A 26,504-nucleotide genomic window follows, 5' to 3' on the forward strand; every position below is an offset into this window, starting at 1 on the left:
CGGGTGTGCCGCGCAGCGCAGAAACCACGCCCACCTGCGGTGAAGCAGTTTGCCGGTGATGCTGTCGGCGGCGGCGCAGCCGACCCCGCTCGGACTCGTGGTGACCCGGGAAGCCGCTTCACCTCGACCTGCGGTGAGATGAGGCGGCAGCTTCGGCTCAACCGCGGCCGGGCCGGACAGCCGCATCGCCTCAGCCAACGGTTGGGCCAGGGCGGTTCGCCGCAGTCCACGGCGATCGGGACAGCCGCTGTGCCTCAGCCAGCGTTGAGCCGGGCGGCCGTTCGCTCGCCTCAACCCGCGATGAGCCGGGCCTCTTCGACTCAGCCCGCGGCGAGCCGCGCGGCCGCTTCGCCGATCCGCTCGTCGGTGGCGGTCAATGCGATCCGCACATGCTTCGCCCCGGCCGGGCCGTAGAAATCGCCGGGGGCGGCGAGGATGCCGCGTTCGGCCAGCCAGTCGAGGGTGGTGCGGCACGGTTCGTCGCGGCTGGACCACAGGTACAGGCCCGCCTCGGAATGGTCGATGCGGAATCCGGCGGCCAGCAGTGCGGCGCGCAGCGTGTCGCGGCGGGCGCGGTACCGCTCACGCTGCTGGTTCTCGTGGGTGTCGTCGCCGAGCGCGGCCGTCATGGCGGCCTGGATCGGCAGCGGCACCATCATCCCGGAGTGCTTGCGCACCTCGAGCAGTTCGGCGATGAGTTCCGGGTCGCCGGTCACGAAACCCGCACGGTAGCTGGCCAGATTCGACGTCTTCGACAGCGAATGCACCGCGAGCAGACCGGTGTGGTCACCGTCGCAGACCTCGGGGTCGAGCACCGAGACGGCCCGGCCTTCCCAGCTCAAACCGAGGTAGCACTCGTCGGAGGCGACGATGGCGCCGCGTTCGCGGGCGAACGCGACGACCTTGCGCAGATGCTCGACTCCGAGCACCTTGCCGGTCGGGTTCGACGGCGAGTTGAGGTAGATCAGCGCGGGCGACTGCGGGCCCAGCTGGGTCAGCCCGTCGGCACGGGCGATCCGGGTACCGGCCAGCAGCGCGCCCACCTCGTAGGTCGGGTAGGCGACCTCGGGAATCACCACCAGATCACCGGCGCCGAGGCCGAGCAGCCGCGGCAGCCCGGCGATCAGCTCCTTGGTGCCGATCACCGGCAGCACCGCCGCCTGATCGATCCCGGTGATCCCGAACCGGCGCCGCAACGCCGCCACCGCGGCTTCACGCAGTTCGGTGGTGCCGTGCGTGGTCGGGTAGCCCGGGACCTCGGCGACCGAATTCAGCGCCGCGCGGATCAGCGGGTCGACCGGATCGACCGGCGTACCGACCGACAGGTCGACGATCCCACCCGGATGCGCGGCGGCCTTCGCCTTCGCGCCCGCGATGGTGTCCCACGGGAAATCGGGAAGCAGCGAGCTGACCCGCACCCGGGCCGCGTGACCGGTACTCGACAACCCAGCGCTCACTCAGCGGCCATGGGCGGCAGTTCCTTGATGAACGGCGGGTCGTAGTCGACCTTGCCCACCTTGGTCGCACCGCCGGGCGAACCCAGCTCGTCGAAGAAGTCGACGTTGGCGTTGATGTAGCCGCTCCACTGATCCGGGGTGTCGTCCTCGTAGAAGATCGCTTCGACGGGGCAGACCGGCTCACACGCACCACAGTCCACGCACTCGTCGGGTTGGATGTACAGCATGCGAGCGCCCTCGTAGATGCAATCCACGGGGCATTCCTCGATGCACGCCTTGTCCTTCACGTCAACGCACGGTTCAGCGATGATGTACGGCACTGCCGTTCTCCTAGTCTGTCCTCACCTCGGGGGTACTGCGCCCGGCACAAGTATCCCTGGCGCCTCACACGTTACCCTCGGTCAGCCTGCCCTAACTTCGGGCGGTGGCTCAGTGGATGGATAGTTCGAGTCCCGCCACGGGTCCGCGACCCGCCGGAACACCATAGGTGGTGGTGCGTTCGCGGACCGGACGGCCGATGCCCGCGGCGATCTCGGTGAGTTCGGCCACGGTCTTGGCCGACCCGTGCTGCGATCCCGCCATCCGGGAGATGGTCTCCTCCATCAACGTGCCACCGAGATCGTTGGCCCCGCTTTCCAGCATCACCCTGGTGCCGGTGGTGCCCAGTTTCACCCAGCTGGTCTGGATGTTGTCGATGCGCCCGTGCAGCATGATCCTGGCCAGCGCGTGCACCGCCCGGTTGTCCCGGTTGGTCGGCCCCGGACGTGCCGCGCCCGCCAGGTACAGCGGGGCGCTCTGATGCACGAACGGCAGCGGCACGAATTCGGTGAAGCCGCCGGTGCGGTCCTGGATATCGCGTAGCACCCGCAGGTGCCCGACCCAATGCTTCGGGTTGTCGACGTGCCCGTACATCATGGTCGAACTCGACCGTACTCCCACTTCGTGCGCGGTGGTGATGACGTCGATCCAGGCCGAGGCGGGCAGTTTGCCCTTGGTGAGCACCCAGCGCACCTCGTCGTCGAGGATTTCCGCGGCGGTGCCGGGAATGGTGTCGAGCCCGGCTTCTTTCAACGCCAGCAGCCAGTCGCGCACGCTCTGCCCGCCGCGCGAGGCCCCGTTGACGATCTCCATCGGCGAGAAGGCGTGCACATGCATCGACGGCACCCGCGCCTTCACCGCCCGCACCAGATCCGCGTACCCGGTGACCGGCAGATCGGGGTCGATGCCGCCCTGCATACAGACCTCGGTGGCGCCGTCGACGTGCGCCTCCCAGGCCCGGTCGGCGACCTCGTCGGTGCTCAGGGTGAACGCGTCGGCGTCACCCTTGCGCTGGGCGAACGCGCAGAACCGGCAGCCGGTGTAGCAGATATTGGTGAAGTTGATATTGCGGTTCACCACGTAGGTGACCTCGTCGCCGCAGACCTCGCGGCGCAGGCCGTCGGCCAGGGCGGCGACCGCCTCCAGGTCGGCGCCGTCAGCGGTGGCCAGCGCCAGGTACTGCGCGTCGGACAAGCCCGCCGGGTCGCGTTCGGCGGCGCGCAGGGCGTCGAGCACGTCGGCGTCGAGTCGTTCGGGCGCCACGGCCAGGTCGCGAGCCTGCTCCCGCACCGTGTCCCAGTCGCCGAAGGCGCTGTTGAGATCGCTGCGGGTGTCGGTATTGCGGCCGTCGGTGTCGATGGCGGTATTGAGGTCGACGCGACCGGCGGACTCCCAGGATTCGTCGGGCTCCTGCCAGGGCAGCCCCACCGGAATCGTGTCCGGCCTGGCCAGGCCGGTCTCCGGATCGGTCAGCGCCGCCACATGCGCCCCGATGCGCGGATCCACCCACGGATTGCCCGCGAGCACGTACTTCGGGTGCGCGGAAGTGCGTTCGACCAGCTCGAACCCGGCGGCCGCGGTGAGTTCGGCGAGGGTGTCGAGATTGGGCCACGGACGTTCGGGATTGACGTGATCGGGCGTCACCGGCGACACCCCGCCCCAGTCGTCGATGCCCGCGCCGAGCAGCGCGGTGCATTCGGCCTGCGAGACGAGGTTCGGCGGCGCCTGCACCGGGACGTCGGGGCCCAGCAGCAGTCTGGTCACCGCGATAGTGGCCAGGAATTCGTCGATGTTCGCGTCGGGTGCGTCGCGCATGGCGGTGTCGTCCTTGGCGCGGAAGTTCTGCACGATGACTTCCTGGATATGCCCGAACGCCTTGTGCTGCTTGCGGATCGCCATGATCGACTCGGCTCGCTCGGCCATCGTCTCACCGATGCCGACCAGGATGCCGGTGGTGTAGGGCACCGAGAGCCTGCCCGCGTCGGTGATGGCGCGCAGCCGCACCGCCGGATCCTTGTCCGGGCTGCCGTAATGGCAGTTGCCCTTCTCGGTGAACAGCCTGGTAGAGGTGGTCTCCAGCATCATGCCCATGGACTGGGCCACCGGCTTGAGCCGCGAGATCTCCTCCCAGCTCATCACCCCCGGATTCAGGTGCGGCAGCAGCCCGGTCTCCTCCAGCACCAGGATCGACACCGCCCGCAGATAGTCGAGGGTGGAGTCGTAGCCGCGTTCGTCGAGCCACTGCGCGGCCTCCGGCCAGCGGTCCTCCGGCCGGTCGCCGAGGGTGAACAGCGCCTCCTTGCAACCAAGCTCCGCTCCGCGACGGGCGATGTCGAGCACCTCGTCCGGCTCCAGGAACATGCCGCGGCCCTCGGCGCGCAGCTTGCCCGGCACCGTCACGAAGGTGCAGTAATGGCATTTGTCCCGGCACAGGTGGGTCAGCGGGATGAAGACATTGCGGGAATAGGTGATCGTCTTGGGCCTGCCCGCCGATTCCAGGCCGGCATCACGCACCCTGGCCGCGCTACGACACAGATCCACCAGGTCATCGCCGGTGGCGTGCAGCAAGACCGTGGCCTCATCGACATTCAGGGTCACCCCGTCGCGGGCCCGGCGCAGGGCCCGGCGCATGGCCGATGGGCTCGGCGGTGGGGGCGGAACGGTCGGCTCGGGTAGGTCGATCACGCCCTCGATCATGCGCCACACATCCGGAACTGTCTCCCTCCAGGCTTGTGAGCGTTGACAACCCCACGGCCTCGCGGGCTATTCCACCCGCGGCATGCCACGATGGCAATCATGTCGCAGCCGCGCACGATCATGGCCGAGCCGGCCTGGCGTCCCAGTCCCAAAGCGAAACTGCTGTGGACCCTGCAATCGGTGCTGGCCTGGATCATTCCGCTGGTGGCGCTGCTGATCTGGGCGGCCTTCGACGCGAGCCATCGCTCGCTGCAAGGCGCGATGACGATCATCGTTCTCGTGGTGGCGGCGATCAGCATCGCCGTGGTGCCGTGGTGGCGCTACCGGGTGCACCGCTGGGAAGTCACCGATCAAGCGGTGTACACGCGGGTGGGCTGGCTGACCCAGGAGAGCCGGGTCGCGCCGATCTCGCGCATCCAGACCGTCGACATCGAGCGCGGGCCACTGGAGCGGATGCTCGGGCTGGCGACGGTCACCGTCACCACGGCGTCGTCCGCGGGTGCGGTGGAGATCAGCGGACTCGAACTGCCGGTGGCCGAGCAGACCGTGACCAGGCTGACCGAGATCGCGGCGCTGCACCGCGGAGACGCGACATGAGCGCACCACCCGCATCCGGCGACGGCGGCTCCGGCGCCGAGCAGTCCCGGACACCAACCGAGCAGTCCGGGCCGCACGCCGAGCAGTCCCGGCCGCAAACAGAGCAGTCCTGGCCACAAGCAGACCAGCCCTGGCTACGGCTGGACAAGCGGATGTTGCTGGTGCATCCGGTCAACGAGGTCATCCGGTTCATCCCGGTCCTGCTCGGCACCCTGATCCTGGGCACGAGCAGCGGCAATCACGGCTGGAGCGTCATCCCGTTCGTCGCCATCGTCGGCTACGCGCTCACCCGCTGGTTCACCACCACCTACCGGATCGGGCCGACCCATATCGAGCTGCGCACCGGGTTGATCCAGCGCAAGAAGCTGTCGGTGCCGCGCTCGCGGATCCGCTCGGTGGATATCGAGGCCGATCTGCTGCACCGGATCCTCGGACTCGCGGTGCTGGCCATCGGCACCGGACAGCACGCCGACTCCGGCGAGAAATTCCAGCTCAACGCCCTCGACGCGGATATGGTGCCGTCGCTGCGCACCGAACTGCTCGCGCACACAAGGGATCCGCACGTCGACGCCGACCAGCCGGACGGGCCCCCACCGAAACCGCAGGCCGAACTCGACGCCACCGGGCTCGCCGCGAACGGTTCGCAGATGGAGCGCGGCCGCGAGATCGGGCACTGGCGCGCGGGGTGGGTGCGCTACGCGCCGCTGTCGCTCACCGGGTTCGCCATCGTCGCGCCGATCGTCGGCGTCGGGTTCCAATACGGCCTCGGCGAGGTGGTGTTCCGGTCGGAGGCGGTGCATTCGGTGGAGGGCCGCGGCACGCTGCTGCTGGTCCTGTTCGGGCTCGCGCTGCTGGTCGCGGTGGTGCTGGTGACCAGTCTGGCGGCCTGCGCGCACTATCTGGCGACGTATTTCGGGCTGCGCGTCACCGATAACGGCACCACCCTGCATCTGCGCTACGGCCTGTTCACCACCCGGCAGGTCACCCTCGATCTCGCGCGGTTCCGCGGCGCCACCGTCAACGAACCGCTGCTGTTGCGGCTGGCCGGAGGTGCGGCGCTGGAGGCCATCATGACCGGCCAGAATCCGCGTCAGAAGATCCTGCCGCAGGCGCCGCGCGCCGCCGTCGACCACACCCTCGCGCATCTGCTGAGCCCGCACGCAGCGAAGTATCCGAACGGGACCGCGCAGGCCCGCGTCGCCGGCATGAGCGCCCCCGCGATCACCGCGGCCGCGGCGCCCGGCCGAGTGACACTGATCCCGCACGGTCCGGCCGCGCGACGCCGCCGCTACACCCACACCATGTGGCCGGTTCCCATGGTCGCGGCCGCGCTGCTGCTGCCCACCCCGGCCGGAGAACCCGTCTCGCCGTGGTGGTGGCTGCTGCCCATCGCGTTGATCCCGCTGACCGCCGCCCTGGCCGAGGATCGCTACCGCGGCCTCGGCCACGCCGTCCTCCCCGCCACCCCGACCTCCCCCACCTGGCTGATCACCCGCTCCGGCTCCCTCGACCGCGACCGCGACTGCCTGGAAGCCCCCGGCATCATCGGCTGGACCGTCCGCCAAACCTTCTGGCAACGCCGCTCCGGCCTCGCCACCGTCACCGCCGCCACCGCCGCGGGCAAAAAGCGCTACCACGTCTTCGACCTGCCACTGGACCAGGCGTGGGCACTCATCGAGGCGGTGACACCCGGACGGCTGGGAACGAAATAGCCCGCCGCCCAACAAGACCCACCCACCATGTGAGTAGCCGACGCCGGTACAGCTGGCTACGATGTGAGGGGCGACACAGCACACCGGAGGGGAAGTGGCTGTATTCATCAGTTATCACAGCAGTAAGCGGGCTGTTGTCGAACATATGGCGACGTACTTCGCACGCCACGACATCTCGACCTGGTATGCACCACGCGACGTTCCGCCCGGTTCCAGCTGGGATGAGGCGATTTCTCATGCCATCAAAGAGTCGACAGCCCTCGTCCTCCTGTTCTGCTCTTCCGCCGACTCCAGTGTCCACGTCAAGCGGGAAATCCATCTGGCCGACAAAGCGAAGATCCCGATCTACTGGGTGCGATTGGAGAAGGTGCAGCCGGAAAGACTTGGGTACTACCTCGCGCCGACCCAGTGGGTCGACTGGCTCGACCAGCGCGATAGCACACTCGATTCGCTGGTCAGCGACCTCAAGCGTCCGACGATGCACGGCCGGCCACTCGAGCCCGAGCAGACACCGTCAACGGTCGCAGAAGTAGCCGTTGCCAGGTGGCCCTCCGCCACCATTGCGTTCGATAACGATCGACTGGCGGCCGAGGCCGCCGCGCATGTCTACTTTCGGATCGCCCGCGCTTCTCCTGACCGGAGCGTGGTTTTACCGACCGGCCGAACCGCCACCCAACTCTTTCGCGCTATGCACCGCACCGCAGAAAGGTACGCGCCGCAGCCGTTCGGTGAGGCCCGAATCATCTCGGACACCGAAACATTCGGCGTGTACGAACGTCATCACACATCGCGCACCAGGCACGTTCTGGAGACCTTGATCGAACCACTCACAGAGCGCGGGCTCGGCCCACTCCCGACCCAATTACATCTGCTGTCAGGGCAGATCACCGATCGTGATCCGCTCGTACAGGCTCAGCGGGTGCTCAGACTGTGGCCGCCCGCCGTGCACGGCATCTCCGTCTCACCCACTGGAGAGGTCCTCGGGTACGAGGTCGGGATGTACACCGACCCCGAGCAGATCGTCGGAGATGGCTGCCGCATCGTCGAATTGACCGAACACGGACGCCGATACATCGATCCCAATCAACCCTCGAAATCGGTCCTGACGATCGGGCTGGCGGCCGCATTGGAATGCCCTGGTCTGATGGTACTGGCTCTCGATATGAGCAAGTCCCGGATTCTGCACCAGATGACGCATCATCCGGAAACGGCTGGTGTTCCCGCAACCCTACTGCGCCGCAACCGAACCGCGACGATCGTGACTACCCGATCGATTGCCGAGGCAGCAGGCATTCACGACTTCCAGACCCCGAACTCCGCGGAAGAAGGCAGCGAATGGATTCTCAGCCGATTCACCTGAAGCAATCCCCCAGAGTGGTGGTCATCGGAATGGCCACCATCGACTACCTCTATGTGTTGGACAGCCATCCGCTGGAGGACACCGAGAACCCGGTGCGCCGGCACTCGGTGGTTATCGGTGGACCGGCCGGACGTGGTGCCATCGCAGCTGCCCGGCTCGGCATGGGCAACGTGGCGCTGAGCGCGATGTGCGGGGTGGGCGTGCACGCGGAAGTGTTGCAGCAACTGCTCGCCGATGAGCCGATCGCCGCCACCTTTCACGAGGCCGACCAGCCGAGCCAGCATTCGAGCGTCATCCTGGCCGCCGACACCGGAAGTCGCACCACCATCTGGACCGCGCAACCACGAGCCGACGGGGCGATGCTCGATTCACTCCCAGATCTGCTTCGGGACGCGGACATCGCGCTGCTCGACTGCACTGATCCGGCCCTGACCAAGGCCGCGATCGCCGCATGCCGTGAGCTCGGAATCGCGACGGTTATCGACACCGGCGGCTACAAGGAATCCAGCGAAGAGTTCCTGGCCGACGTGGACTACATCGTCTCGCCCGAGAAGTTCTTCGCGCGCAGACATCCCGACGACGATCTGCCGAACAGTATGGCCAAGGCATTCGCGGACTATCAGCCGAAGGTCCTGGTGGCGACCAGGGGCGCTGAGGGCGGTGTCTATCTCGATGGAACGGGAACGTACGGCTACAACGCGCTGCCCGTGGAGCCGGTCGATACCTGCGGAGCGGGCGACACGTTCCACGGATCGTTCGCATGGGCTGTGGGAGCGGGCGCTGAGACTGATCAGGCTCTGCGAATCGCGGCTTGGTCGGCCGGTCGCAAGTGTTCGGTTTTCGGCAACGACGGAATACCCGGCCGGGCGGAGCTCGTCGAATGGCTGACCGAATCTCACGTCGAGGACCGAGAGCCATGACCACAGACGATGATCCGGTCTGGGTGCGGCTGACCGACCAGATCCGCTGGTACAGCTCGAAGAGTTCCGAGGCGCAGCGTGCCTATCGCCGGGTGAAGTTCGGGCAGATCGTGATCGGCTCGACCGTGCCGGTCCTCGCCGGCCTGTCGGCACCGGCGGCAGTCACCGCGGCCGTCGCGGTGACCGTAGTTGTCGCCGAGGGTGCCCAGCAGCTTTTTCAGTGGCATACCAACTGGATGCTCTATCGAGCCACCGCCGAAGCGCTCAAGCGAGAAAAATTCCTCTACCTTGCGGGGGCAGGCCCCTATACCGGTACAGATGCTCGCGCTACTCTCGCCGCCCGGGTCGAGACGTTGGTGTCGAATACGAACAACACCTGGGCCGCCGAGCATGAGCGCCAGTCGACCAGCGCCGCGAGCACGCCTGTGGCATTGCCCGGCGGCTTGTAAACACAGCAGCTACCGCCGAGTCGCGGGCCGCACCACCTTCGCCCGGTTGGCCTGCAAGTAGACGTAGATCAGTGGTGGTGCGAGCCCGAAGAGCATCAGGAGGAGCGTGCGGGCGTCGCTGCCGAGGGGGACGTCGCCGCCCGGGCCGGAACTCGCGGCGGCGAGGAACGACAGGGTCCACGCGACGATGGGGGTGAGCATGACGATCGGGCGCGGCGACACCGTACGGGCGCCGAGGACCAGTAGGACGTTCACCACGCCGGCGATGGGAGCGGCGATCGGGAAGGCGACGCTGCCCAGGTACAGGGGCAGGTAGAGCACTTCCAGGATCAGGGTGATCACCGCGTCGACGACAAGCGCGAGCATGATCAGCGCGCCGAACGCGGCGTAGACGGGGCGGGGCAGGCGGGACCGGGACGGGGCCGGCTTGCCCGTCTGGTCGTCCACGGTGGCCGTCACGCGACCGGTGGGTAGCCGAGCAGCGTCAGCAGATGGCTCTGCATGTCGGCGAACGCGTAGAGCACCGACATGTAGAGCTCGTGCTGGTGTTGCGCGCCGGGACGCAGGCTTTCCACGAATGCCACGATGGCGTTCTGGAGCTCCCAGTTGTACATGTGATCGAGTTTAGGCGGGCGCGGCGAACAGATCGTGCTCGCGTCCGTCCGGGCCGAGCGGCCCGCGAACACCGCGGACCAGCACGAAATGCTCCTCCGGCAGCACCGGCTGGGCGATGTTGTTCGACAGCGCGAATTCGCGCCCGGACGGCGCCACCGTCACTTGAGTGGCGTGCGCGCGCAAGGCTTCTCGTTTGGCCGCCAGCACATCCGACACATCGACGGTGGTGGTGACGCTGCTGCTCGGCACACACGCCAGCTCGCCGTCGGCAGGCAGCCGCCACCCGGCGGGCAGCGCACCGGGCAAGCCGTCCACCGTCCGGCGGGCCAGCGCCTCGGTGTGCAGCTTCAGCAGGTCGGCGTCGGTCACCGTCCAGTAGAACTTCGGTGTGTCCCAGCCACGTTCGGCCGCCGCGTGCACGGCGGCGGTGGTGATCTCGTGGGCGCGCACATGGTCAGGATGCCCGTAACCGCCCTTGGGGTCGTAGCCGACCACCACCCGGGGCCGCAGCTCGAGCACGATCTCGGTCAGCGCGTCGACCGCTTCCCGGCCCGATCGGACGAACGCGCGCGGATGCTCGGCACTCGGCGTGCCCGCCATGCCGGAATCACGCCAGCGTCCGGCGCCGCCGAGGAAACGCGGCGGCGCGGCGTCGAGAGCGGCCAGCGCCCTGGTGAGTTCGAGGATGCGGTAGCCGCCGAGCTGATCGGCGTGCTCGGCGGTCAACTGCGCCCACTGCTCACCGATCACCTCGCCCTCCTCACCGAGGGTGCAGGTGACCACGGTGACCGGAATGCCGCGACGGCGATAGTGGGCGATGGTGCCGCCGGTGGTGATGGATTCGTCGTCGGGGTGCGCGTGCACCAGCAGCAGGCCGCCGGTGCCGGTGGCGGGGCCGCTCATCCGACCCGCCGCCAGTTGGCCGCGTCGCCGAAGATGCCGACCTGGATGGCGCCGCTGAGCGAAGCGCCGTCCACCGACGGACCCGAGGCCGCGACCACGTTGTCCTGCACGATCGGCAGCACCGTCGCCGCCGCCCACAGCCGCGGTTCGGCCTCGGCGAGCACGCGCGCGGTGTCGATGCCGACCAGCGCGCCGTCGATGGCGGGCTGGGCGCCGGGATCGCAGACACCGGACAGGTTGCTCGGCGCCAACCGCACCACTTCGGCGTCGGGTTCGGGATCGCCGTCCGGGCCGGGCGGCGCCACCGGCGGGCAGCCGTACCGGGAGGCGAGCACGGTGGCCGGGTCCGAGCCCGCCACTTCCCAGCCGACGATGGCGTCGATGGTGCCCTCGACCAGTTCCTTGCCGTACAGCTCGTCACCGGCGACGCTGCGCACACTGGCGTCGATGCCCGCGCTGCGCAGCTGATCGGCGGCGGTATGGGCGACGGCGAGCGCGGTGGGATCGTTGGCGACGGCGCCGATGCGGATGGTCAGCGATTTGCCGTCCTTGGCCACCGGACGCGGTCGCGGTGCGGGTGAGGTCGCCGAGACCACCGGCGGCGGCTCGGGGGCGCGCCCGTACCCGGATTCGGCGAGCAGGGCGAAGGCCTCGTCCTGGCTGGGCCGCGGTGGCGCGGTCGGCACATAGCCGGGATCCGACGGTGAGAGCACCTGCGCGCGCACCGGTTCCACCCAGCCGCCGGTCTGCGCGCCCACGGTGGCCAGCAGCGCCGGATCGAGCAGCGCGAGCACAGCGGTCCGCACCCGCGGGTCGACCAGCGCGCCGCTGCGTCCGTTGAGGACGAATTGCAGTTCCCGCGACTGCGGCATGATCGCCGTGCGCACCGACGGAATCGCCGCCAGCTGCGCCTGGGTCGCCACGCCGCCGTGCACCAGCGCCATCTGCGCGTCACCGGTGCGCAGCGAATCGGCCACCTGGGCGGGAGTTCCGCCGCGGCGCAACAGGATCTGATCCGGCACCGCGGGCTTGCCCCAGTAGCGGTCGTTGCGTTCGAGCAGGATCTCGTCGCGGCCCTGATCGGCGGATTTGATCTTGAAACTGCCGCCGGACACCGCGATGCCCTCGGTCAGCGTGCGCTGGAAACCGCCCGGCGAATCCTTCACCAGATGCGAGGGCAGCAGATTCGCGAACAACTGCCGCCACGCCGGATACGGCGCCGCCATGGTGACGGTGACGGTCTTGCCGCCCGCCGTGGACGCGACGTCGGAGATCAGCCGGTAGCCCGCCGGATCCACCACGCCGGGCTGGGTGATCATCTGCCGCCACAGGAACCGGAAGTCCTCGGCGGCGATCGGCGCACCGTCGGACCAGTTGGCCTGATTGCGCAGCTTGTAGGTGATGGTGAACGGCTCATGCGAGGTCACCTCGGCCTGCTCGACCAGCGCCGAATCCGGCACCCACAGCGTGGCGCCGGGCACCGCGGGATCGGGCACCGGACGGAACGGGCTCGGCAGCACCATCGAACTGACCGCCGCCGTCGCCGGCGACTGATCCGAGCGCAGATGCGGATTGAAGCCGATGCCGATGTCGTCGATGGCCACCACGACGGTGTTCTTGCCCGGCTCGGCCGGCGTCGTCTTCGGGCTGTCGGTGCTCTCGATCGGCGGCGGCGGGTTCGCGGTGCACCCGGCGACCACCGGCAGCAACGCCGTCATCACAACCAGCATCGCGCGCCACACAGCGCGCCGTCGCGCCCCCGAATTCACCCTCGGCACTCTACCTCGCCATGTCGCGCTCGGCCGTGCACGCGAAACCGCCGAGCACTCGGCTCGGCGGTTCCGGTTCACAGCGTGTGATTTCGCCTGGTCGTCGGCCTACTGCGCGGCCGCCCGGTCGCGGGCCTTACGACGCGAGGTCTCCCTGGCACGGTCGTTGGCGGACAGGGTCACCTTGCGCACCCGCACCACCTCCGGGGTGACCTCGACGCATTCGTCGGCGGCACAGAACTCCATGGCGCCTTCGAGGTCGAGCTGCAACGGCTTGGCCAGCGTCTCCATCACATCGGCGGTGGAGGAGCGCATGTTGGTGAGCTTCTTTTCCCTGGTGACGTTGATGTCGAGGTCCTCGGCGCGCGGGTTGATGCCGACGACCATGCCCTCGTAGGTGTCCGCGCCCGGCTCCACGAAGAACTGGCCGCGGTCGGCGAGCTGGATCATGGCGAACGGGGTGACGGTGCCCGCGCGGTCGGAGACCAGCGAACCGGTGTGGCGCGCGCGGATCTCACCGGCCCACGGCGCGTAACCGTGGAAGACGGCGTTGGCGATGCCGGTGCCGCGGGTCTCGGTGAGGAAGTCGGTGCGGAAACCGATCAGGCCACGCGAGGGCACGATGAACTCCATGCGCACCCAGCCGGCGGCGTGGTTGTTCATCTGCACCATCTTGCCCTTGCGGGCGGCCAGGAGCTGGGTGATGGCACCGAGGTACTCGTCGGGGCAGTCGATGGTGAGCTCTTCGTAGGGCTCGTGCACCTTGCCGTCGACGGTCTTGGTGACCACCTGCGGCTTGCCGACGGTCAGCTCGAAGCCCTCGCGGCGCATCTGCTCGACCAGGATGGCCAGCGCCAGCTCACCGCGGCCCTGCACCTCCCAGGCGTCCGGACGGCCGATGTCGAGCACCCGCAGCGAGACGTTGCCGACCAGTTCCTGATCCAGCCGCGACTTGACCATGCGGGCGGTCAGCTTGTGGCCCTGGACCCGGCCGACCAGCGGCGAGGTGTTGGTGCCGATGGTCACCGAGATGGCGGGCTCGTCGACGCTGATGCGCGGCAGCGCCACCGGATTGTCCGGATCGGCGAGGGTGTCGCCGATCATGATGTCCGGGATGCCTGCGACGGCGACGATATCGCCGGCCACGGCCACCTCACCGGGCTGACGCTCGACGCCGATGGTTTGCAGCAGCTCGGTGATCTTGACGTTCTTGACGCCGTCGGCGTGCATCCAGGCCACGTTCTGGCCCTTGCGCAGCTCGCCGTTGTGGATGCGCACCAGCGCCAGCCGGCCGAGGAAGGCCGAGGCGTCGAGGTTGGTGACGTGCGCCTGCAGCGGCGCGGTCGGATCGCCCTTGGGCGCGGGGATGTTCTCGAGCAGCACCTCGAACAGGGCGTCGAGGTTCTCCGCGTCGGGGGCCTGCCCGTTCTCGGGCGCCACCTTCGACGCCTTGCCCTCACGGCCGGAGGCGTAGAGGACGGGCAGATCGAGGGCGAGCTCGGCGGCCTCGGCGGCGTCGTCGTCGAGGTCGGAGGCCAGGTCGAGCAGCAGATCGTGGCTTTCCTCGACGACCTCGGCGATGCGGGCGTCGGGACGGTCGGTCTTGTTGACGACCAGGATCACCGGCAGCGAGGCGGCCAGCGCCTTGCGCAGCACGAACCGGGTCTGCGGCAGCGGGCCCTCGGAGGCGTCGACCAGCAGCACGACGCCGTCGACCATGGACAGGCCGCGCTCGACCTCACCGCCGAAGTCGGCGTGGCCGGGGGTATCGATGACGTTGATGACGGTCACGGAGCCGTCGGCATTGTGCCGGTGCACCGCGGTGTTCTTGGCGAGAATGGTGATGCCCTTCTCGCGTTCCAGGTCGCCGGAGTCCATGACCCGGTCGACCAGCTCGGCCCGTTCGGCGAAGGCGCCGGATTGGCGCAGCATGGCGTCGACCAACGTCGTTTTACCGTGGTCGACGTGGGCCACGATGGCGACGTTGCGAAAATCGCGTGCAGACGACACGCTTGTTCCTCCTGCTGTTGGGTAGATGGTGGCGACGGTGCTCAATGTCCGGCGCCTCGGGTTCCTGACGCTCGCGCTGTACTCGATGCCGGCGCGAGCGGGACCCTACGTGGTAACGCAAGCTGCCGCCTACGGGTCCTGACCCTCGCGCCGGGGCTCCCTGTACAAACAGGTGGAGAATGGAACTCACCGGGCATCGCGGCCAGATACACCCTACCGGCACCCAGGTGCACCTGGGACTCCACATTCGACTAAGGGTAGGCTTACTCGCCATGGGCAAGGTCAAGGCAAAGAAGGTTTCCAGCCTCAAGCCGAAGAAGAAGTGCTGCCGCAAGAAGACGCGGTGCATCAAGTGCCCTGTGGTCATCATGCGGATGAAACGCCTGGAAGCGGCCGGTGTGACGGGGAAAGAACTGAAGAAGGGCTTGAAGAAGGCGCGCGCTGCTTGAGGTTTGAGCGACTGCGCTCATGATCGTGCGCAACAGGGGTACAACGAGACAATGACCACTACCCCATTGCTGTCCGACGACAAAATATCGTCCGCCCTGACCTCACTGCCGGAGTGGAGCCGCTCCGGGGATTCGATCACCCGCACCATCAAGGCGGCGACATTCCCCGCGGGCATCGAATTGGTGCGCCGGGTCGCCGTCGCGGCCGAGGCGGCCAACCATCATCCCGATATCGATATCCGCTGGCGCAATGTCACCTTCACGCTGTCCACGCACAGCGAGGGCGGGCTCACCGCGCTGGATGTGGCGCTGGCGCACGAGATAGATCGGCTGGCCGCGCAGTCCGAGTGAGCAGCCGCGGCGCGCAGATGATCCACACCAGCATCGCCAGCACGCCGGCGACGTCGACCGTCCCCAGCCAGGACAGCACCCACGGCCGGGGAATGGTCCAGATCGAATCCTGGAAGAACGACAGCACCCACGGCGCGCCCACCAGCGCGGTCACCAGCCAGTAGCCGGCGAAGATCCGCGCGCCCGGCACCTCGCGCAGCGGCCCGTACAGCAGCCACAGGATGGCCGGCAGCAGCCACACCCAGTGGTGCGACCACGAGATCGGCGAGATGAGCAGGCCGAACAGCTGCACCATCAGCAGGGTGCCGAGCCGGTCGTCGGGCCCGAGCGCGCGCCAGGCCAGCACTGCCAGCACCGCGACGAGCACGACGGAGGCCAGCCACCACGGGCCGGTCTCCACGTCGTAGCCGAGCAGCCGGCTCAGCGCACCGCGCAGCGACTGGTTCCACACCGATCCCACCGGGCCGATCCGGTCGGCGTCGCCGAGCAGGGTGCCGAAGTAGTGCCTGGTCTGCCCGGCCGAGATGAGGAAGCTGAGCCCGACCGTCGCGCCGAAGACCGCCGCCGACCACGCCACCGTGGCCCAGCGTCTGCGCGCCAGGAAATACAGGCCGCTGATCGCGGGCGTCAGCTTGATGCCCGCGACGACGCCGACCAGCGTGCCGGAGATCCACCACCGGGTGCTGCGCACGGCGAGCATCACCGCGAGCACCAGGAAGACGTTGACCTGCCCGTAGTCCATCGTGGTTCGCACCGGCTCGAGCCAGAGCCCGATCGCGGTCCAGGTGATCGAGGCCGTGCGCCAGCCCTGTTGCCGCGCGGTCTCGGCGCCGAGCATCAGCTCCAGCGCGATCCGCACGATCCCGTACAGCGCCGCGGCGATGGCGAGCAGCCAGGCGATCGCGACGACGGTGAAGGGCAGATAGTGCAGCGGGAAGAACACCACCGCGGCGAACGGCGGATAGGTGAACGGCAGCGGGAAATCCGGGGTCTTCTCCGCGTAGGTGAAGTCGTAGAGCTTGTCGGTGAGCAGGGCCGCCGAGCCGTCGACGTAGACGTGCAGGTCGACCAGGTTCATGCCGTTGGGCGCGAACAGCATCCACAGCAGCCGGGCCAGCACGCTGGCGGCCAGCGCGGCCACGGCCCAGCGGGTGTGCGTGGCCCAGCGGTGCGGTTCGGCCGATCGGGTGGGCACGACCGGCGGGCATGCGTCCGTCCGAGCGCTCTGCTGGTTCAAATGCGGGACTTTCGAGTCGGGCCGGGGCCGGCCGGATCACGGTGTTCGGGCGATTCGGCGGCCTGGAGTGGAAGGCTCCGACTACATTAACCGCAGTGCGGGCCGCGACGACGCTGCCCTGGCACACCCAACCCCCGAACCACAAGTAACATTTGCATCAACTTTCACACCAGTAACACTGAACGGCGCTACCTTCTGATAACACGTTCGTCCACGGCGCGCATTTCCGGCACCGCTGCTGTACAACATGCGGCGTTGTCCTTAGAGTGACCCCCGAAACGACGGCTTTTCAGCGTCGACCAGATGTACCCGAGGTAAGGACGGCAAGACCAGTGCTTCGCACCCGAGGATCGCGGATCGCCTTGTCCGCGCTCGCCATTGCGGCGAGCGCCATGCTCGCCGCGCCCGCGACAACCGTCGCGGCTCCGGCCCCGGCGCCCGCTGCGGCGCCGAACAGCGTCCCGATGGTTCCCGAGGGCGTTCCGGTGGACGCGCTCGCCGCCCTGACGCCTGCCATCGTGGGCCAGATCGCGGCCGCTGAGATCGCGAGCCCACAGGCCGCCCTGTTGGACCAGGCCAAAGCCCTGTTGGCCACCCTGAATCTGCCGCCGCAGATCAAGTCGACGCTGGAACGCATCATCAAGTTCCTCGACGGCAGCGGCGGCGGTGGCCCCGACCTACCGGAGCAGGGTCCGGCCATCGCGCAGTTCCTGTACCCGACCATCGGTAAAGGCTGCATCTCCGACTCCGCCGACTCGGTCGGTACCGCTCTCGCGGTGCCCGGCCCGGCCCAGCTGCCCCCGCCCGGGCCGCAGGCAGGCCAGACCGGGTTCGTGTTCACCGCGCTCGGCACCAAGTCGCCGACCGATGTGCAGAACCCGCCGATGACGGTGCAGTGGCTCAACCTCGACACCCGTCAGTCCGGTGTGCAGGCGCTGACCAACGAGGCCAAGATCAACCCGGACGGCCCGGCCACCCTGTCGGCCATCGCGAACACCGGCTCCGGCCGCGTCGTCGCGGTGATCGGCGGTTCGCTGACCACCCAGGCCGCCGATGCCGCCCCGCGCACCTGCAACTTCCTGCCGACCCTGGGCTTCTTCACGGTCGCTTGATACAGGCACTTCGGAAACCCCGGCAGCATCGCGCTGCCGGGGTTTCGTCGCTGTCGAGGACGATCGCAGACCATGGTGCTGTGAATGGTGTGCGAATCGCGCGCAGAGTCTCCCGCAGCGCACCGCGGCTGTGGTAGACCGAACCCATGGCGACTGTCGAACGTGCGATGAAGTCCCGCGATTCGGTCCGCAGCCGGCATTCCCGCCGGTCGATTCTGTCCATCCGGTCCGAAGGTTCGATCCTGTCCATCGGCTCGGCGTATTCGATCCTGTCCATCGGCAGCGTCGGATCGATCCTGTCGATCGGCTCGGTGGGATCGTTCGCCTCGGTGATCTCCTCGGGGTCCTTCGCCAGCCTCGGTTCGGCGCTGTCGGGACTGTCGCGGTGGTCGCTGCTGTCCTGGATGGGCAACCACCAGGCGCCGGAGTCCAGGCCGATGTTGCGGGTGGTCCCCGACGACGAGCCGGATCTGCGGGTCGACCCCGCCTGCCACTGCCAGACCTGAGGTCTACCAGGCCCCGTATTCGGCGGTGAGGATGTTGTTGAGGTCGACGCCGACACCGTCGATGGTGCGGTCGTCGATCTCGAACTGGTGCAGGTGCGCCGCCGGGTTCACATAGCCCTCCGGCGTGCCCCAGTCGTGCTGCCAATACCAGGATCCGAGTCCCGCGGCGACGGCGAGATCGATGGTGGGCGAGTTCGCGTAGACGCCGGTGTTCTCCTTACCCAGGACCGCGTGCCAGCCGAGCAGGTAGGGCGCGATCATGGTGGCGAAATCGGCCGCTGACGGGTTGTCGTCGATCGAGGCGTAAATCGGCACGCCTTCGGGTCCGCCGGCCGCCAGATGCAGTTCCAGGCCGCGTTCGGCGTGCCGCTTGCCCGCTTCCAGGCCGCCGCGCCAGTCGGCGGTGGGACCCTTGCCGAACTGGTAGCAGGACACGATCTTCAACCCGGCCGCGTTGAGATCCTCGACCTCGGAGGCGAGCAGTGGTTTGCCTTCCATCCATTCGGCGCCGGGCCTGCGATCGGAGACGTAACGGATGACGCCGGTATGGCCGGCATCGCGGATAGCGGCGGCCGACGGCACTCCGGCGGCGTAATCGACGAGCGTGCCCAGCGATTCGGCGCGCGCCCGCGGCAGGTTCACGGTGGCGCCGATCGAGCCGACCACGGCCGCGGCAGCCGCGTAGCCGAACAGATCACGCCGGGACAGAGACGAACGCATCACTGGACTCCTTCGCCACCCCCGACGACACCGACCACTGAGTAGCGGCCCGGCGCACCTTCCCCAAGTGTCACTCGTGCGCCGGGAGCCTCGAACGTGAACTCATTCCACCACATTCACATGGGAACCGCCAGACCCACTGGGCACTCTGATCACTCATGCCACAGCGGGCTCTTCACACCGTTCCGTCGATGCGGGCGCCCACGTCGATGGTGCGCCCGGCCGGGTCGGCCAGTTCCTTGCGCACCACCTGCGCGACCTGCGCGATCACCTGTTTCCGGATGCCCGCGAGCACGCCGAGGGTGGCGGCCCGCAGGCCGACGGCGCTGAACTCGAGCTGGATGTGCTCGCGGTCCGGAGGCGGCACATCGATGACGATGAGCAGTGGATCGGCGGCCCGCGCGGTGAGCACCAGCGGTATGCGGACGTCGGCGCGGTAGTGGTTGGCCTTGAGGACGTCGACGGTGATGTCCAGCCAGACCGGCAACAGCAGGTCGAAGCTGACATCCGAGTGGTCGGGGTCGGGGCGCGGGCGTTCGGTGAGCTCGGGCAGCCGCACCGCCCCGCGCACCGTCACCGTCGCCGAGTCGCGCGGTCCGGTGCGGAACGGGCCCACCTCGATCGCACGCCCGGCGAGACCCTTGACCACCTCGAAGACCCGGTCCCGGGTGACGATGAGCGGAAAGAACCGGTGACCGAATTCGTCGTAGCCGATCCAGTCGAACTCGCCGTCGCCGCGATGCGGGGACGGCGTGCCCGCGACCATCGCTTCCACGTCGAAGATCCGCGAACGGCGCGCCTGTGGATCGGCGAGCATGGTGTTGACCCGCTGGGCGACCTCGCGTTGCACCACCCCGGCCACCGGATCCAGCAGCCATTCACCGGCGGTGTCCACGGCCTGCGCGCGCAGCACGACGCTGACGTCGGCGGGTTTGATCGGCGGGATATCGATGACGATGAGCAGCGGCGCAGCCGTGCGCGCGTGCAGTGTCATGTCGATGGCGACGACCGTCTCCAGCCGCAATTTCTTGCCGCCGAGCAGCACTTTCACCGCCAGCGAGACCGGCACCCGCATCTCGAAGGTGACGTGCGGGCCGCTGCGGACCACCACCGGGCGGCCCACTTTGCCCTCGGCCACCAGCCCGGCCAATCCGGCAGGCCCCACCGAGAAGGGACCGAATTTCATTCCCTTGCCCGCGATTCCGGCGACCGCCGCCTCGATCCGGTCGGTCGTCACCGCGTGGGTGACGAAACGTTCGCCGAACTCGGCGTATTCGATCCACTGCGGATCGTGGTGCGCTTGCTCTATCGGCTGCATCAGACGTTCCGAGACCCTCACCTCCAACGGACTGTTCGACACGGTACGCGATCCGGGTGTCGATCAGACGGCATGACGGTGACGGCCATGTCATGTCATGAAAAGAGTGATCCCTGTCCTGCCGATGAGGGGACAGCAGGACAGGGATCGGCGGCGGCGCTGCCGGGCGCCTCCGAGGTACATGCTAGGCGTCGACACCCCGTCCGACGAGCCCTTTGTTCGCTCGCCGGAACATTCACCCCGTCGGGTGCGGCTCAGATCCGGCCGAACCCGACAACACCCGGCACCTCGCCGAGGGCGAACCGATGGATCCGCACGGTGCCGAATTCGTTGCCACCGATCGTGGTGACGGTGCCGTTGTCGGCGCTGAGCACGATGTTGGTGTGCTGGGTGAACGGACTGTTGTCGCTGTAGAGCAGCACATCTCCGGTGCGCGGCTGGTATCCGGCGTCGATCGGCACGAATCGGCCGGCGGATTCGTAGTACTCCTGCAAGGTGTACACGCCCGGGATCCGCCACGATCCCGAGTTAGGGTTCGACAGCGGCAGGCCGGCTTCGCGCATGACCCAGCTGACGAAGTCGGCGCACCACGGCTCGGTGACGCCCTCGGCATATTTCGGCCCGTCGCCGGGATCGGCGAATTCACGTTCCAGCACGGCAACGACCGCGGCCTGTTCGGAGCCGAGGGCGGCGGTGTCGATATCCGGGAACTGCCGCAGCGATTCACCCACCACTGCCGGGTAGCTGTCGCGCTCCTGCCACCAGCGCACACCCACCACGCCCGCGACCACCACCGCGATGATCAGCAGTCCCGCGATCAACCATCCACCGGGCCCGACCCCGCGCCCATCCGCTCGCATCGTCGTCGATGCGGCTCCCCGCTCCGCCATGGCGGCTCCGTTCGTCCGTGGGCTCCCCGTGGTGCCCTACTTCATTGGACGTTCGGCACGGCTCAGCGGTTCCCGGCAGGTCGCCCGAATCAGCCCCGGAGCCGGCTCGCGCACCTCGGGCGGTCGAGCGCCTCAGGCCGGTACCGCCGCCGGCTCCTTCTTCCCCATCGGGATCAGGCTGGTGAGCACGATCGCCGCGAGGGCGGCGGCCACCGAGATGAGGAACGCGGTGTGGAAGCCGTCGCGGGAGGGCAGCGCGTGCCCGGCCAGCGAGATGGTCATGTGCGCGAGCACCACGCTCATCACCGCCGCCGAGGTGGACGTGCCGATGGAGCGCATCAGCGAGTTGAGGCCGTTGGCCGCCGCGGTTTCGCTGAGCGGCACCGCACCCATGATGAGCGCGGGCATCGCCGCGTAGGCCAGGCCGACGCCGCCTGCGACGATGATGCCCGCCAGCGCGATCTGCCAGACGCTGTTCATCAGCACCAGCGCGCACAGGTAGCCGACGGCGATCACGCCGGAGCCGACCGCGAGGGTGAACTTGGGCCCGCGCGCCGCGGACAACCGCGCCGACACCGGCGAGAGCAGCATCATCACCAGCCCGCCCGGCGCCATCACCAGACCGGCCTGCACCATCGACAATCCGAAGCCGTAGCCCGTCGCCTCCGGCGCCATGAGCAGCTGCGGGAAGGTCAGCGACATGCCGTAGAGCGCGAATCCGACGGCCACCGAGGCGATATTGGTGAACAGCACCCGCGGCCGCGCCGACACCCGCAGATCCACCAGCGGCGAACGCTGCCGCAATTCGAAGTAGCCCCAGCCGAGGAAGGTCAGCACCGAGACCGCGAACAGGGTCAGGATCGACGCACTGCCCCATCCCCAGTCCGCGCCCTTGCTGATCGCGATCAGCAGCGCCAGCAGCGCGATCGAGAGTCCGACCGCACCACCGAAATCGAAGCGGCCGGGAGTGCGCACCGGCGATTCCGGCACGAACGTGACGACGGCAAGCAGGCAGAGCAGGCCGAGACCGCCCGAGATCCAGAACAGCATGTGCCAGTCGGCGTTCTGCGCGATGAAGGCCGCGAACGGCATGCCGATCGCACCGCCCACACCGAGGGTCGCGCTGATCGTCGCCATCGCCGCACCCACCCGCTCGGGCGGCAGCTCATCGCGAATGATGCTGATACCCAGCGGAATCGCGCCGACGGCCATGCCCTGTAGCGAGCGGCCGACGATCGCGGGCAGCAGCGCCGTGGACAGCGCGCAGATGACCGAGCCGGTGATCATCGCACCCAGGTTCACCAGCAGCACCCGTCGCTTGCCGAACATATCGCCGAGCCTGCCGCTGATCGGGGTGGACACGGCACCGGCGAGCAGCGTCGCGGTGACCACCCAGGCCGCGTTGGACGCGGAGGTGTTCAGGTAGCCGGGCAGCGACGGAATGATCGGGATGACCAGCGTCTGCATCAGCGAGACGACGACACCCACCGTCGAGAGCGTCGCAATGAGGACGGCGGGCGCGGGGGTGCGCCGGTTGTCGGTCGTGTTCGAGGACACGTCGGCTACAGCGGTCATGAATGTGTACGATACATATCGTGTGTATGGTGCACAATTTGGATTTCGAGTGACACGCGCGACATAGTGATGGCCATGTCCGATTCGGGTGATTTCGGTTCGGCGGCCGACAAGCCGCTGACGCGGCTGTCGTTCGAGCTCACGCTGTTGTCCCGGCATACCCCCGCAGCCAGCCGTCATCCCCGTTTTCAGCTGGACCGTTCGGCGTTTCTGATCCTCACCCGGCTCGACGTCGGCTCGCCGCTGAGCCTGCGGGAACTGGCCGAAGCGCTGCGGCTGGACATCTCCACGGTCAACCGTCAGGTCGGGGCCATGCTCGATCAGGGTTTGGTGGAGCGGGTGCCCGATCCGGAGGGCGGGCTCGCGCGCAAGGTCCGTCCCAGCGACAAAGGCATGGAGCTGCTCGCCGCCGACCGCACCGTCGGGCGCGACGGCATCGGACGCGTCGTCGCCGATTGGCCCGCCGAGGACGTCGATCAGTTGCACCGGCTCATCACGAAGTTCAACCAGTCGGTCGAACGGCTCGAGGGCAATCCCTGGCCGCGGCCCGGCGACTGACCGAATCACCCACCGGCACCGCCGAAAACGGCGTGTCGCGCCGTCCGCTCGATACACTGACCCGCGACGGGCGAGGGAAGCGGGGAGGCGGAAACTCTGGACACGCTGTGGACTTTCGTCGTGAACCGGCGCCACCAACTGCTCACCGACTCCTATCTGCACGTGTCGGCGGTGGTCCAATCGGTGGTACTCGGCGCGTTGGTCGCCGTTGCCATCGGCGTGCTGGTCTACCGCAGTCCGCTCGGCTCCTCGGTGGCGACCGCCGCGGCGAGCACCATCCTGACCATTCCGTCATTCGCCCTGCTGGGCTTGCTGATTCCGCTGCTCGGGCTCGGCGTCGCACCCACCATCACCGCGATGGTGCTGTACGCGCTGCTGCCGATCCTGCGCAACACCATCGTCGGGCTCGCGGCGGTCGATCCGGCGATCACCGACGCGGCGCGCGGCGTGGGGATGAACCGGCTGCGGGTGCTGGCGCGCATCGAACTTCCGCTGGCCTGGCCCGCGATCCTGACCGGTATCCGGGTCAGCACCCAGATGCTGATGGGCATCCTCGCCATCGCCGCCTACGCCAAGGGGCCCGGCCTCGGCAACCTGATCCTGACCGGCCTCACCAGGCTCGGCACCCCGAATGCCGTGCCGCAGGCCCTGACCGGCACCGTGCTCATCGTCGTGCTGGCGCTCACGCTGGACGAACTGCTGCTGCTCCTGGGCCGAATCACCACGTCGAAAGGGATCCGTGTCTGATTCCGAATCCGTGTCCGGCGTCGAGATCGTCCTCGACTCGGTCACCAAACGCTATGGCGACCAGCGGCAACCGGCGGTCGACAATGTCAGCCTGACGATTCCGGCCGGCGAGATCGTGGTGCTGGTCGGGCCGTCGGGCTGCGGCAAGACCACCACCATGCGGATGATCAACCGGTTGATCGAACCGACGTCGGGCACCATCACCATCGGCGGCAAGGACGCGCTGTCGATCGACCCCGACGAGTTGCGCCGCGGCATCGGCTATTCCATCCAGCAGGCCGGACTCTTCCCGCATATGACCGTCGCCAAGAACGTCGCGACGGTGCCGGGCCTGATCGGCTGGGACCGCAAACGGATCGCGGCCCGCACCGACGAGATGCTCGAGCTGGTCGGCCTCGATCCCGGCACCTACCGGCACCGGTATCCGCGCCAGCTCTCCGGTGGCCAGCAGCAGCGCGTCGGCGTCGCGCGGGCGCTGGCGGCGGACCCGCCGGTGCTGCTGATGGACGAGCCGTTCGGCGCCGTCGACCCGATCACCCGCGGGCTGCTCCAAGACGAACTGATGCGGTTGCAGGCCGAGCTGCGCAAGACCATCGTGTTCGTCACCCACGATTTCAACGAGGCCGTGAAACTCGGCGATCGAATCGCGGTGCTGGGCAATCAGTCCCGCATCCTCCAGTACGACACTCCGGCCGCGATCCTGGCCGATCCGGCCGATGAGACCGTCGCCGGGTTCGTCGGCGCCGATGCTTCGCTCAAGCAGCTCACTTTGACGCGCGTCCGCGATGTGGAGCTGGGGACCTGTCCGACCGCGCAGGAGGACGACCCGGTCGACCGACTGCGGCAGCAGCTGGACGGCCTCGACTGGCCCTGGGCCCTGATCCTCGACAGCAGGCAGCGACCACTGCGCTGGATCTCGGCACCGCAACTCGCACACGCCGATTCGCTGGCCGATGCGGGAAGCCCGGTGGGCGAACTGGTTTCGATGCAATCGACGTTGCAAGACGCGTTGGAGGCATTGCTGGCCGAGAGCACCGCGACGGCGGTGGTCACCGGGCGACGCGGGGAATACACCGGCCTGATCACCATCGACACGCTCGTCGGGCACCTCGCGCAGTTGCGCACCGAACATGCCGGGGCTTCAGGCGTTGCCGGTTCCCGTGGGCCCGCACCGACCGACGGCGGGGGCTCGAGCGGACCGGCGGCGGTCACCGCGGAAAGTCCAGGAACGCGGCCGAGGGGCGGCGGGCCCGGATCGCCCGACGCGGGCGAGCCCGCATCGACGGCCGACGAGGCGGGCGCGGCCGGCCAGGGCGGTGGCTGATGACGGACTTCTGCCGCGCGCCGGCGTGCTATCGCCTTGCTGCTGTAGGGCTTCGGAAGGCGGCCCCATGACCGCGACGACCACAGCCCGCGCCACCTCTCCCGCCGCCGAACGCCGCGCCGAACGGCTACGCCTGCTGGTCCAGCCCGCGCTCGTGCTGATCCTGGCCGCCGGAGTGCTGATCTGGGCGTTCGATCGCGACCTCACGGTGACGCAGCAGGCGAGCTTGAACGCGTCCAATATCGCGAAGGTGACCTGGCAGCATGTGCTGATCACGGTGACCGTGGTGCTCATCGTGGTCGCGCTGGCGGTGCCGCTCGGGACGTTGCTGTCGCGGCCGCGGTATCGCAGGCTCGCGCCGTTGTTCGTCGGCATCGCCAATATCGGGGCCGCCGCACCCGCCATCGGCCTGATCGTGCTGTTCTATCTGGTCACCGAGACCACCGGCTTCTGGATCGGGGTCGCGCCGATCGCCTTCTATTCGCTGCTTCCGGTGCTGCGCAATACGATTCTCGGCTATCAGCAGGTGGATCCGATGCTCATCGACGCCGGTCGCGGGCAGGGCATGTCGACGTCGACGGTGTTGCGGCGCATCGAGTTCCCGCTCGCGGTGCCCTACATCCTGGCTGGACTGCGCACCTCGCTGGTGCTCGCGGTGGGCACGGCCACGCTGTCGTTCCTGGTCAGTGCGGGCGGGCTCGGCATCCTCATCGACACCGGATACAAACTGCGCGACAACGTCACCCTCGTCGTCGGCGCGGTGCTCGCGGTCGCCTTGGCGCTGCTGGTCGATTGGCTCGGGGCGCTGGCCGAAGAGTTCCTCGGGCCTCGGGGGTTGTCATGAACTCGGCCCGCAGGTGGCGGCAGATTCGCGAGCGGCACGGCCCATCGCCGCGGCTGCGATCCCGCA

The 26,504-nt window shown here is 68.4% G+C and carries 25 protein-coding genes and 1 pseudogene; 13 read left to right on the top strand and 13 right to left on the bottom strand.

Annotated features, from left to right (window positions below; genetic code table 11):
- Positions 1 to 320: 320 nt before the first annotated feature.
- From dapC to FEK34_RS19790, 3 genes are all read right to left on the bottom strand, one after another.
- Complete coding sequence (dapC, locus tag FEK34_RS19780) at positions 321 to 1,418, bottom strand: succinyldiaminopimelate transaminase (RefSeq protein WP_171048309.1); 1,098 nt, start codon at positions 1,416 to 1,418, stop codon at positions 321 to 323.
- 35 nt (positions 1,419 to 1,453) lie between these two features.
- A complete protein-coding gene (fdxA, locus tag FEK34_RS19785; RefSeq protein WP_014352705.1) occupies positions 1,454 to 1,777 on the bottom strand; it encodes a ferredoxin in 324 nt (107 codons plus the stop codon).
- A gap of 109 nt (positions 1,778 to 1,886) precedes the next feature.
- The gene (locus tag FEK34_RS19790) at positions 1,887 to 4,472 is read right to left on the bottom strand and encodes a bifunctional FO biosynthesis protein CofGH (protein WP_138449656.1); all 2,586 of its coding nucleotides are present in this window, start codon (positions 4,470 to 4,472) and stop codon (positions 1,887 to 1,889) included.
- A gap of 99 nt (positions 4,473 to 4,571) precedes the next feature.
- On the opposite strand from FEK34_RS19790, the gene FEK34_RS19795 reads away from it, so the two are divergent.
- From FEK34_RS19795 to FEK34_RS19815, 5 genes are all read left to right on the top strand, one after another.
- Entirely contained in the window at positions 4,572 to 5,069 is a 498-nt protein-coding gene (locus FEK34_RS19795) for a PH domain-containing protein (RefSeq protein WP_138449659.1), read from the top strand.
- Between the two features lie 152 nt (positions 5,070 to 5,221).
- The gene (locus FEK34_RS19800) at positions 5,222 to 6,781 is read left to right on the top strand and encodes a PH domain-containing protein (RefSeq protein ID WP_249359425.1); all 1,560 of its coding nucleotides are present in this window, start codon (positions 5,222 to 5,224) and stop codon (positions 6,779 to 6,781) included.
- 94 nt (positions 6,782 to 6,875) lie between these two features.
- Entirely contained in the window at positions 6,876 to 8,141 is a 1,266-nt protein-coding gene (locus FEK34_RS19805; protein ID WP_138449664.1) for a TIR domain-containing protein, read from the top strand.
- A complete protein-coding gene (locus FEK34_RS19810) occupies positions 8,117 to 9,061 on the top strand; it encodes a PfkB family carbohydrate kinase (protein ID WP_171048291.1) in 945 nt (314 codons plus the stop codon). Before FEK34_RS19805 ends, FEK34_RS19810 begins: the two co-directional genes overlap by 25 nt.
- A gap of 23 nt (positions 9,062 to 9,084) precedes the next feature.
- Positions 9,085 to 9,510: a DUF4231 domain-containing protein gene (locus tag FEK34_RS19815; protein ID WP_171048292.1), complete on the top strand. Its 426-nt coding sequence runs from the start codon at positions 9,085 to 9,087 to the stop codon at positions 9,508 to 9,510.
- A 9-nt stretch (positions 9,511 to 9,519) separates the two neighbouring features.
- On the opposite strand, the gene FEK34_RS19820 is transcribed toward FEK34_RS19815, so the two are convergent.
- From FEK34_RS19820 to typA, 5 genes are all read right to left on the bottom strand, one after another.
- On the bottom strand, positions 9,520 to 9,969 hold the full coding sequence (locus FEK34_RS19820; protein WP_138449671.1) for a hypothetical protein: 450 nt from the start codon (positions 9,967 to 9,969) through the stop codon (positions 9,520 to 9,522).
- Positions 9,966 to 10,124, bottom strand: coding sequence for a hypothetical protein (locus tag FEK34_RS30070; protein WP_165448901.1), 159 nt, complete (start codon positions 10,122 to 10,124; stop codon positions 9,966 to 9,968). The genes FEK34_RS19820 and FEK34_RS30070 overlap by 4 nt, the downstream gene beginning before the upstream one ends.
- Positions 10,125 to 10,134: 10 nt before the next feature.
- Complete coding sequence (mshB, locus tag FEK34_RS19825; RefSeq protein ID WP_138449676.1) at positions 10,135 to 11,028, bottom strand: N-acetyl-1-D-myo-inositol-2-amino-2-deoxy-alpha-D-glucopyranoside deacetylase; 894 nt, start codon at positions 11,026 to 11,028, stop codon at positions 10,135 to 10,137.
- Positions 11,025 to 12,758 carry an ABC transporter family substrate-binding protein gene (locus tag FEK34_RS19830; protein ID WP_212748793.1) on the bottom strand — a complete coding sequence of 578 codons (1,734 nt, stop codon included), beginning with the start codon at positions 12,756 to 12,758 and terminating at the stop codon, positions 11,025 to 11,027. Before FEK34_RS19830 ends, mshB begins: the two co-directional genes overlap by 4 nt.
- Positions 12,759 to 12,905: 147 nt before the next feature.
- Complete coding sequence (typA, locus tag FEK34_RS19835) at positions 12,906 to 14,807, bottom strand: translational GTPase TypA (protein WP_104897962.1); 1,902 nt, start codon at positions 14,805 to 14,807, stop codon at positions 12,906 to 12,908.
- A 272-nt stretch (positions 14,808 to 15,079) separates the two neighbouring features.
- On the opposite strand from typA, the gene FEK34_RS30075 reads away from it, so the two are divergent.
- Positions 15,080 to 15,256 (top strand): hypothetical protein, encoded by a 177-nt coding sequence (locus FEK34_RS30075; RefSeq protein ID WP_085996247.1) that lies wholly within the window; start codon positions 15,080 to 15,082, stop codon positions 15,254 to 15,256.
- A gap of 51 nt (positions 15,257 to 15,307) precedes the next feature.
- The gene (locus FEK34_RS19840; RefSeq protein WP_138449682.1) at positions 15,308 to 15,607 is read left to right on the top strand and encodes a 4a-hydroxytetrahydrobiopterin dehydratase; all 300 of its coding nucleotides are present in this window, start codon (positions 15,308 to 15,310) and stop codon (positions 15,605 to 15,607) included.
- On the opposite strand, the gene FEK34_RS19845 is transcribed toward FEK34_RS19840, so the two are convergent.
- Entirely contained in the window at positions 15,546 to 16,802 is a 1,257-nt protein-coding gene (locus FEK34_RS19845; RefSeq protein ID WP_138449685.1) for a mannosyltransferase, read from the bottom strand. The two genes, FEK34_RS19840 and FEK34_RS19845, sit on opposite strands and share 62 nt — an antisense overlap.
- 434 nt (positions 16,803 to 17,236) lie before the next feature.
- Here FEK34_RS19845 and FEK34_RS19850 point away from each other — a divergent pair, with 434 nt between their 5' ends.
- Positions 17,237 to 17,956, top strand: a complete 720-nt coding sequence (locus FEK34_RS19850; protein ID WP_249358163.1) for an Rv1157c family protein — start codon at positions 17,237 to 17,239, stop codon at positions 17,954 to 17,956.
- A 146-nt stretch (positions 17,957 to 18,102) separates the two neighbouring features.
- Positions 18,103 to 18,462 (top strand): hypothetical protein, encoded by a 360-nt coding sequence (locus FEK34_RS19855; protein WP_138449691.1) that lies wholly within the window; start codon positions 18,103 to 18,105, stop codon positions 18,460 to 18,462.
- 3 nt (positions 18,463 to 18,465) lie between these two features.
- Here FEK34_RS19855 and FEK34_RS19860 read toward each other — a convergent pair whose 3' ends face one another.
- From FEK34_RS19860 to FEK34_RS19875, 4 genes are all read right to left on the bottom strand, one after another.
- Positions 18,466 to 19,182 carry a DUF1906 domain-containing protein gene (locus FEK34_RS19860; RefSeq protein ID WP_138449694.1) on the bottom strand — a complete coding sequence of 239 codons (717 nt, stop codon included), beginning with the start codon at positions 19,180 to 19,182 and terminating at the stop codon, positions 18,466 to 18,468.
- A 175-nt stretch (positions 19,183 to 19,357) separates the two neighbouring features.
- A complete protein-coding gene (locus tag FEK34_RS19865; protein WP_138449698.1) occupies positions 19,358 to 20,500 on the bottom strand; it encodes a hypothetical protein in 1,143 nt (380 codons plus the stop codon).
- 254 nt (positions 20,501 to 20,754) lie between these two features.
- Positions 20,755 to 21,360, bottom strand: coding sequence for a CHAP domain-containing protein (locus FEK34_RS19870; RefSeq protein ID WP_249359428.1), 606 nt, complete (start codon positions 21,358 to 21,360; stop codon positions 20,755 to 20,757).
- A 162-nt stretch (positions 21,361 to 21,522) separates the two neighbouring features.
- On the bottom strand, positions 21,523 to 22,965 hold the full coding sequence (locus tag FEK34_RS19875) for an MFS transporter (protein ID WP_138457237.1): 1,443 nt from the start codon (positions 22,963 to 22,965) through the stop codon (positions 21,523 to 21,525).
- Between the two features lie 69 nt (positions 22,966 to 23,034).
- Here FEK34_RS19875 and FEK34_RS19880 point away from each other — a divergent pair, with 69 nt between their 5' ends.
- The 4 genes and pseudogenes from FEK34_RS19880 (at position 23,035) to FEK34_RS19895 (ending at position 26,438) form a co-directional block, all read left to right on the top strand.
- Entirely contained in the window at positions 23,035 to 23,523 is a 489-nt protein-coding gene (locus FEK34_RS19880) for a MarR family winged helix-turn-helix transcriptional regulator (RefSeq protein WP_138449704.1), read from the top strand.
- 96 nt (positions 23,524 to 23,619) lie between these two features.
- Positions 23,620 to 24,270, top strand: coding sequence for an ABC transporter permease (locus FEK34_RS19885; RefSeq protein WP_138449706.1), 651 nt, complete (start codon positions 23,620 to 23,622; stop codon positions 24,268 to 24,270).
- Positions 24,263 to 25,465: pseudogene (locus FEK34_RS19890) on the top strand (ABC transporter ATP-binding protein); the annotation flags it as partial. The gene FEK34_RS19885 and the pseudogene FEK34_RS19890, both read left to right, overlap by 8 nt.
- A gap of 196 nt (positions 25,466 to 25,661) precedes the next feature.
- A complete protein-coding gene (locus tag FEK34_RS19895; RefSeq protein ID WP_138449708.1) occupies positions 25,662 to 26,438 on the top strand; it encodes an ABC transporter permease in 777 nt (258 codons plus the stop codon).
- Positions 26,439 to 26,504 lie beyond the last annotated feature (66 nt).

This window comes from Nocardia cyriacigeorgica (assembly GCF_005863245.1).
In the GTDB taxonomy this organism is placed as follows: domain Bacteria; phylum Actinomycetota; class Actinomycetes; order Mycobacteriales; family Mycobacteriaceae; genus Nocardia; species Nocardia cyriacigeorgica_C.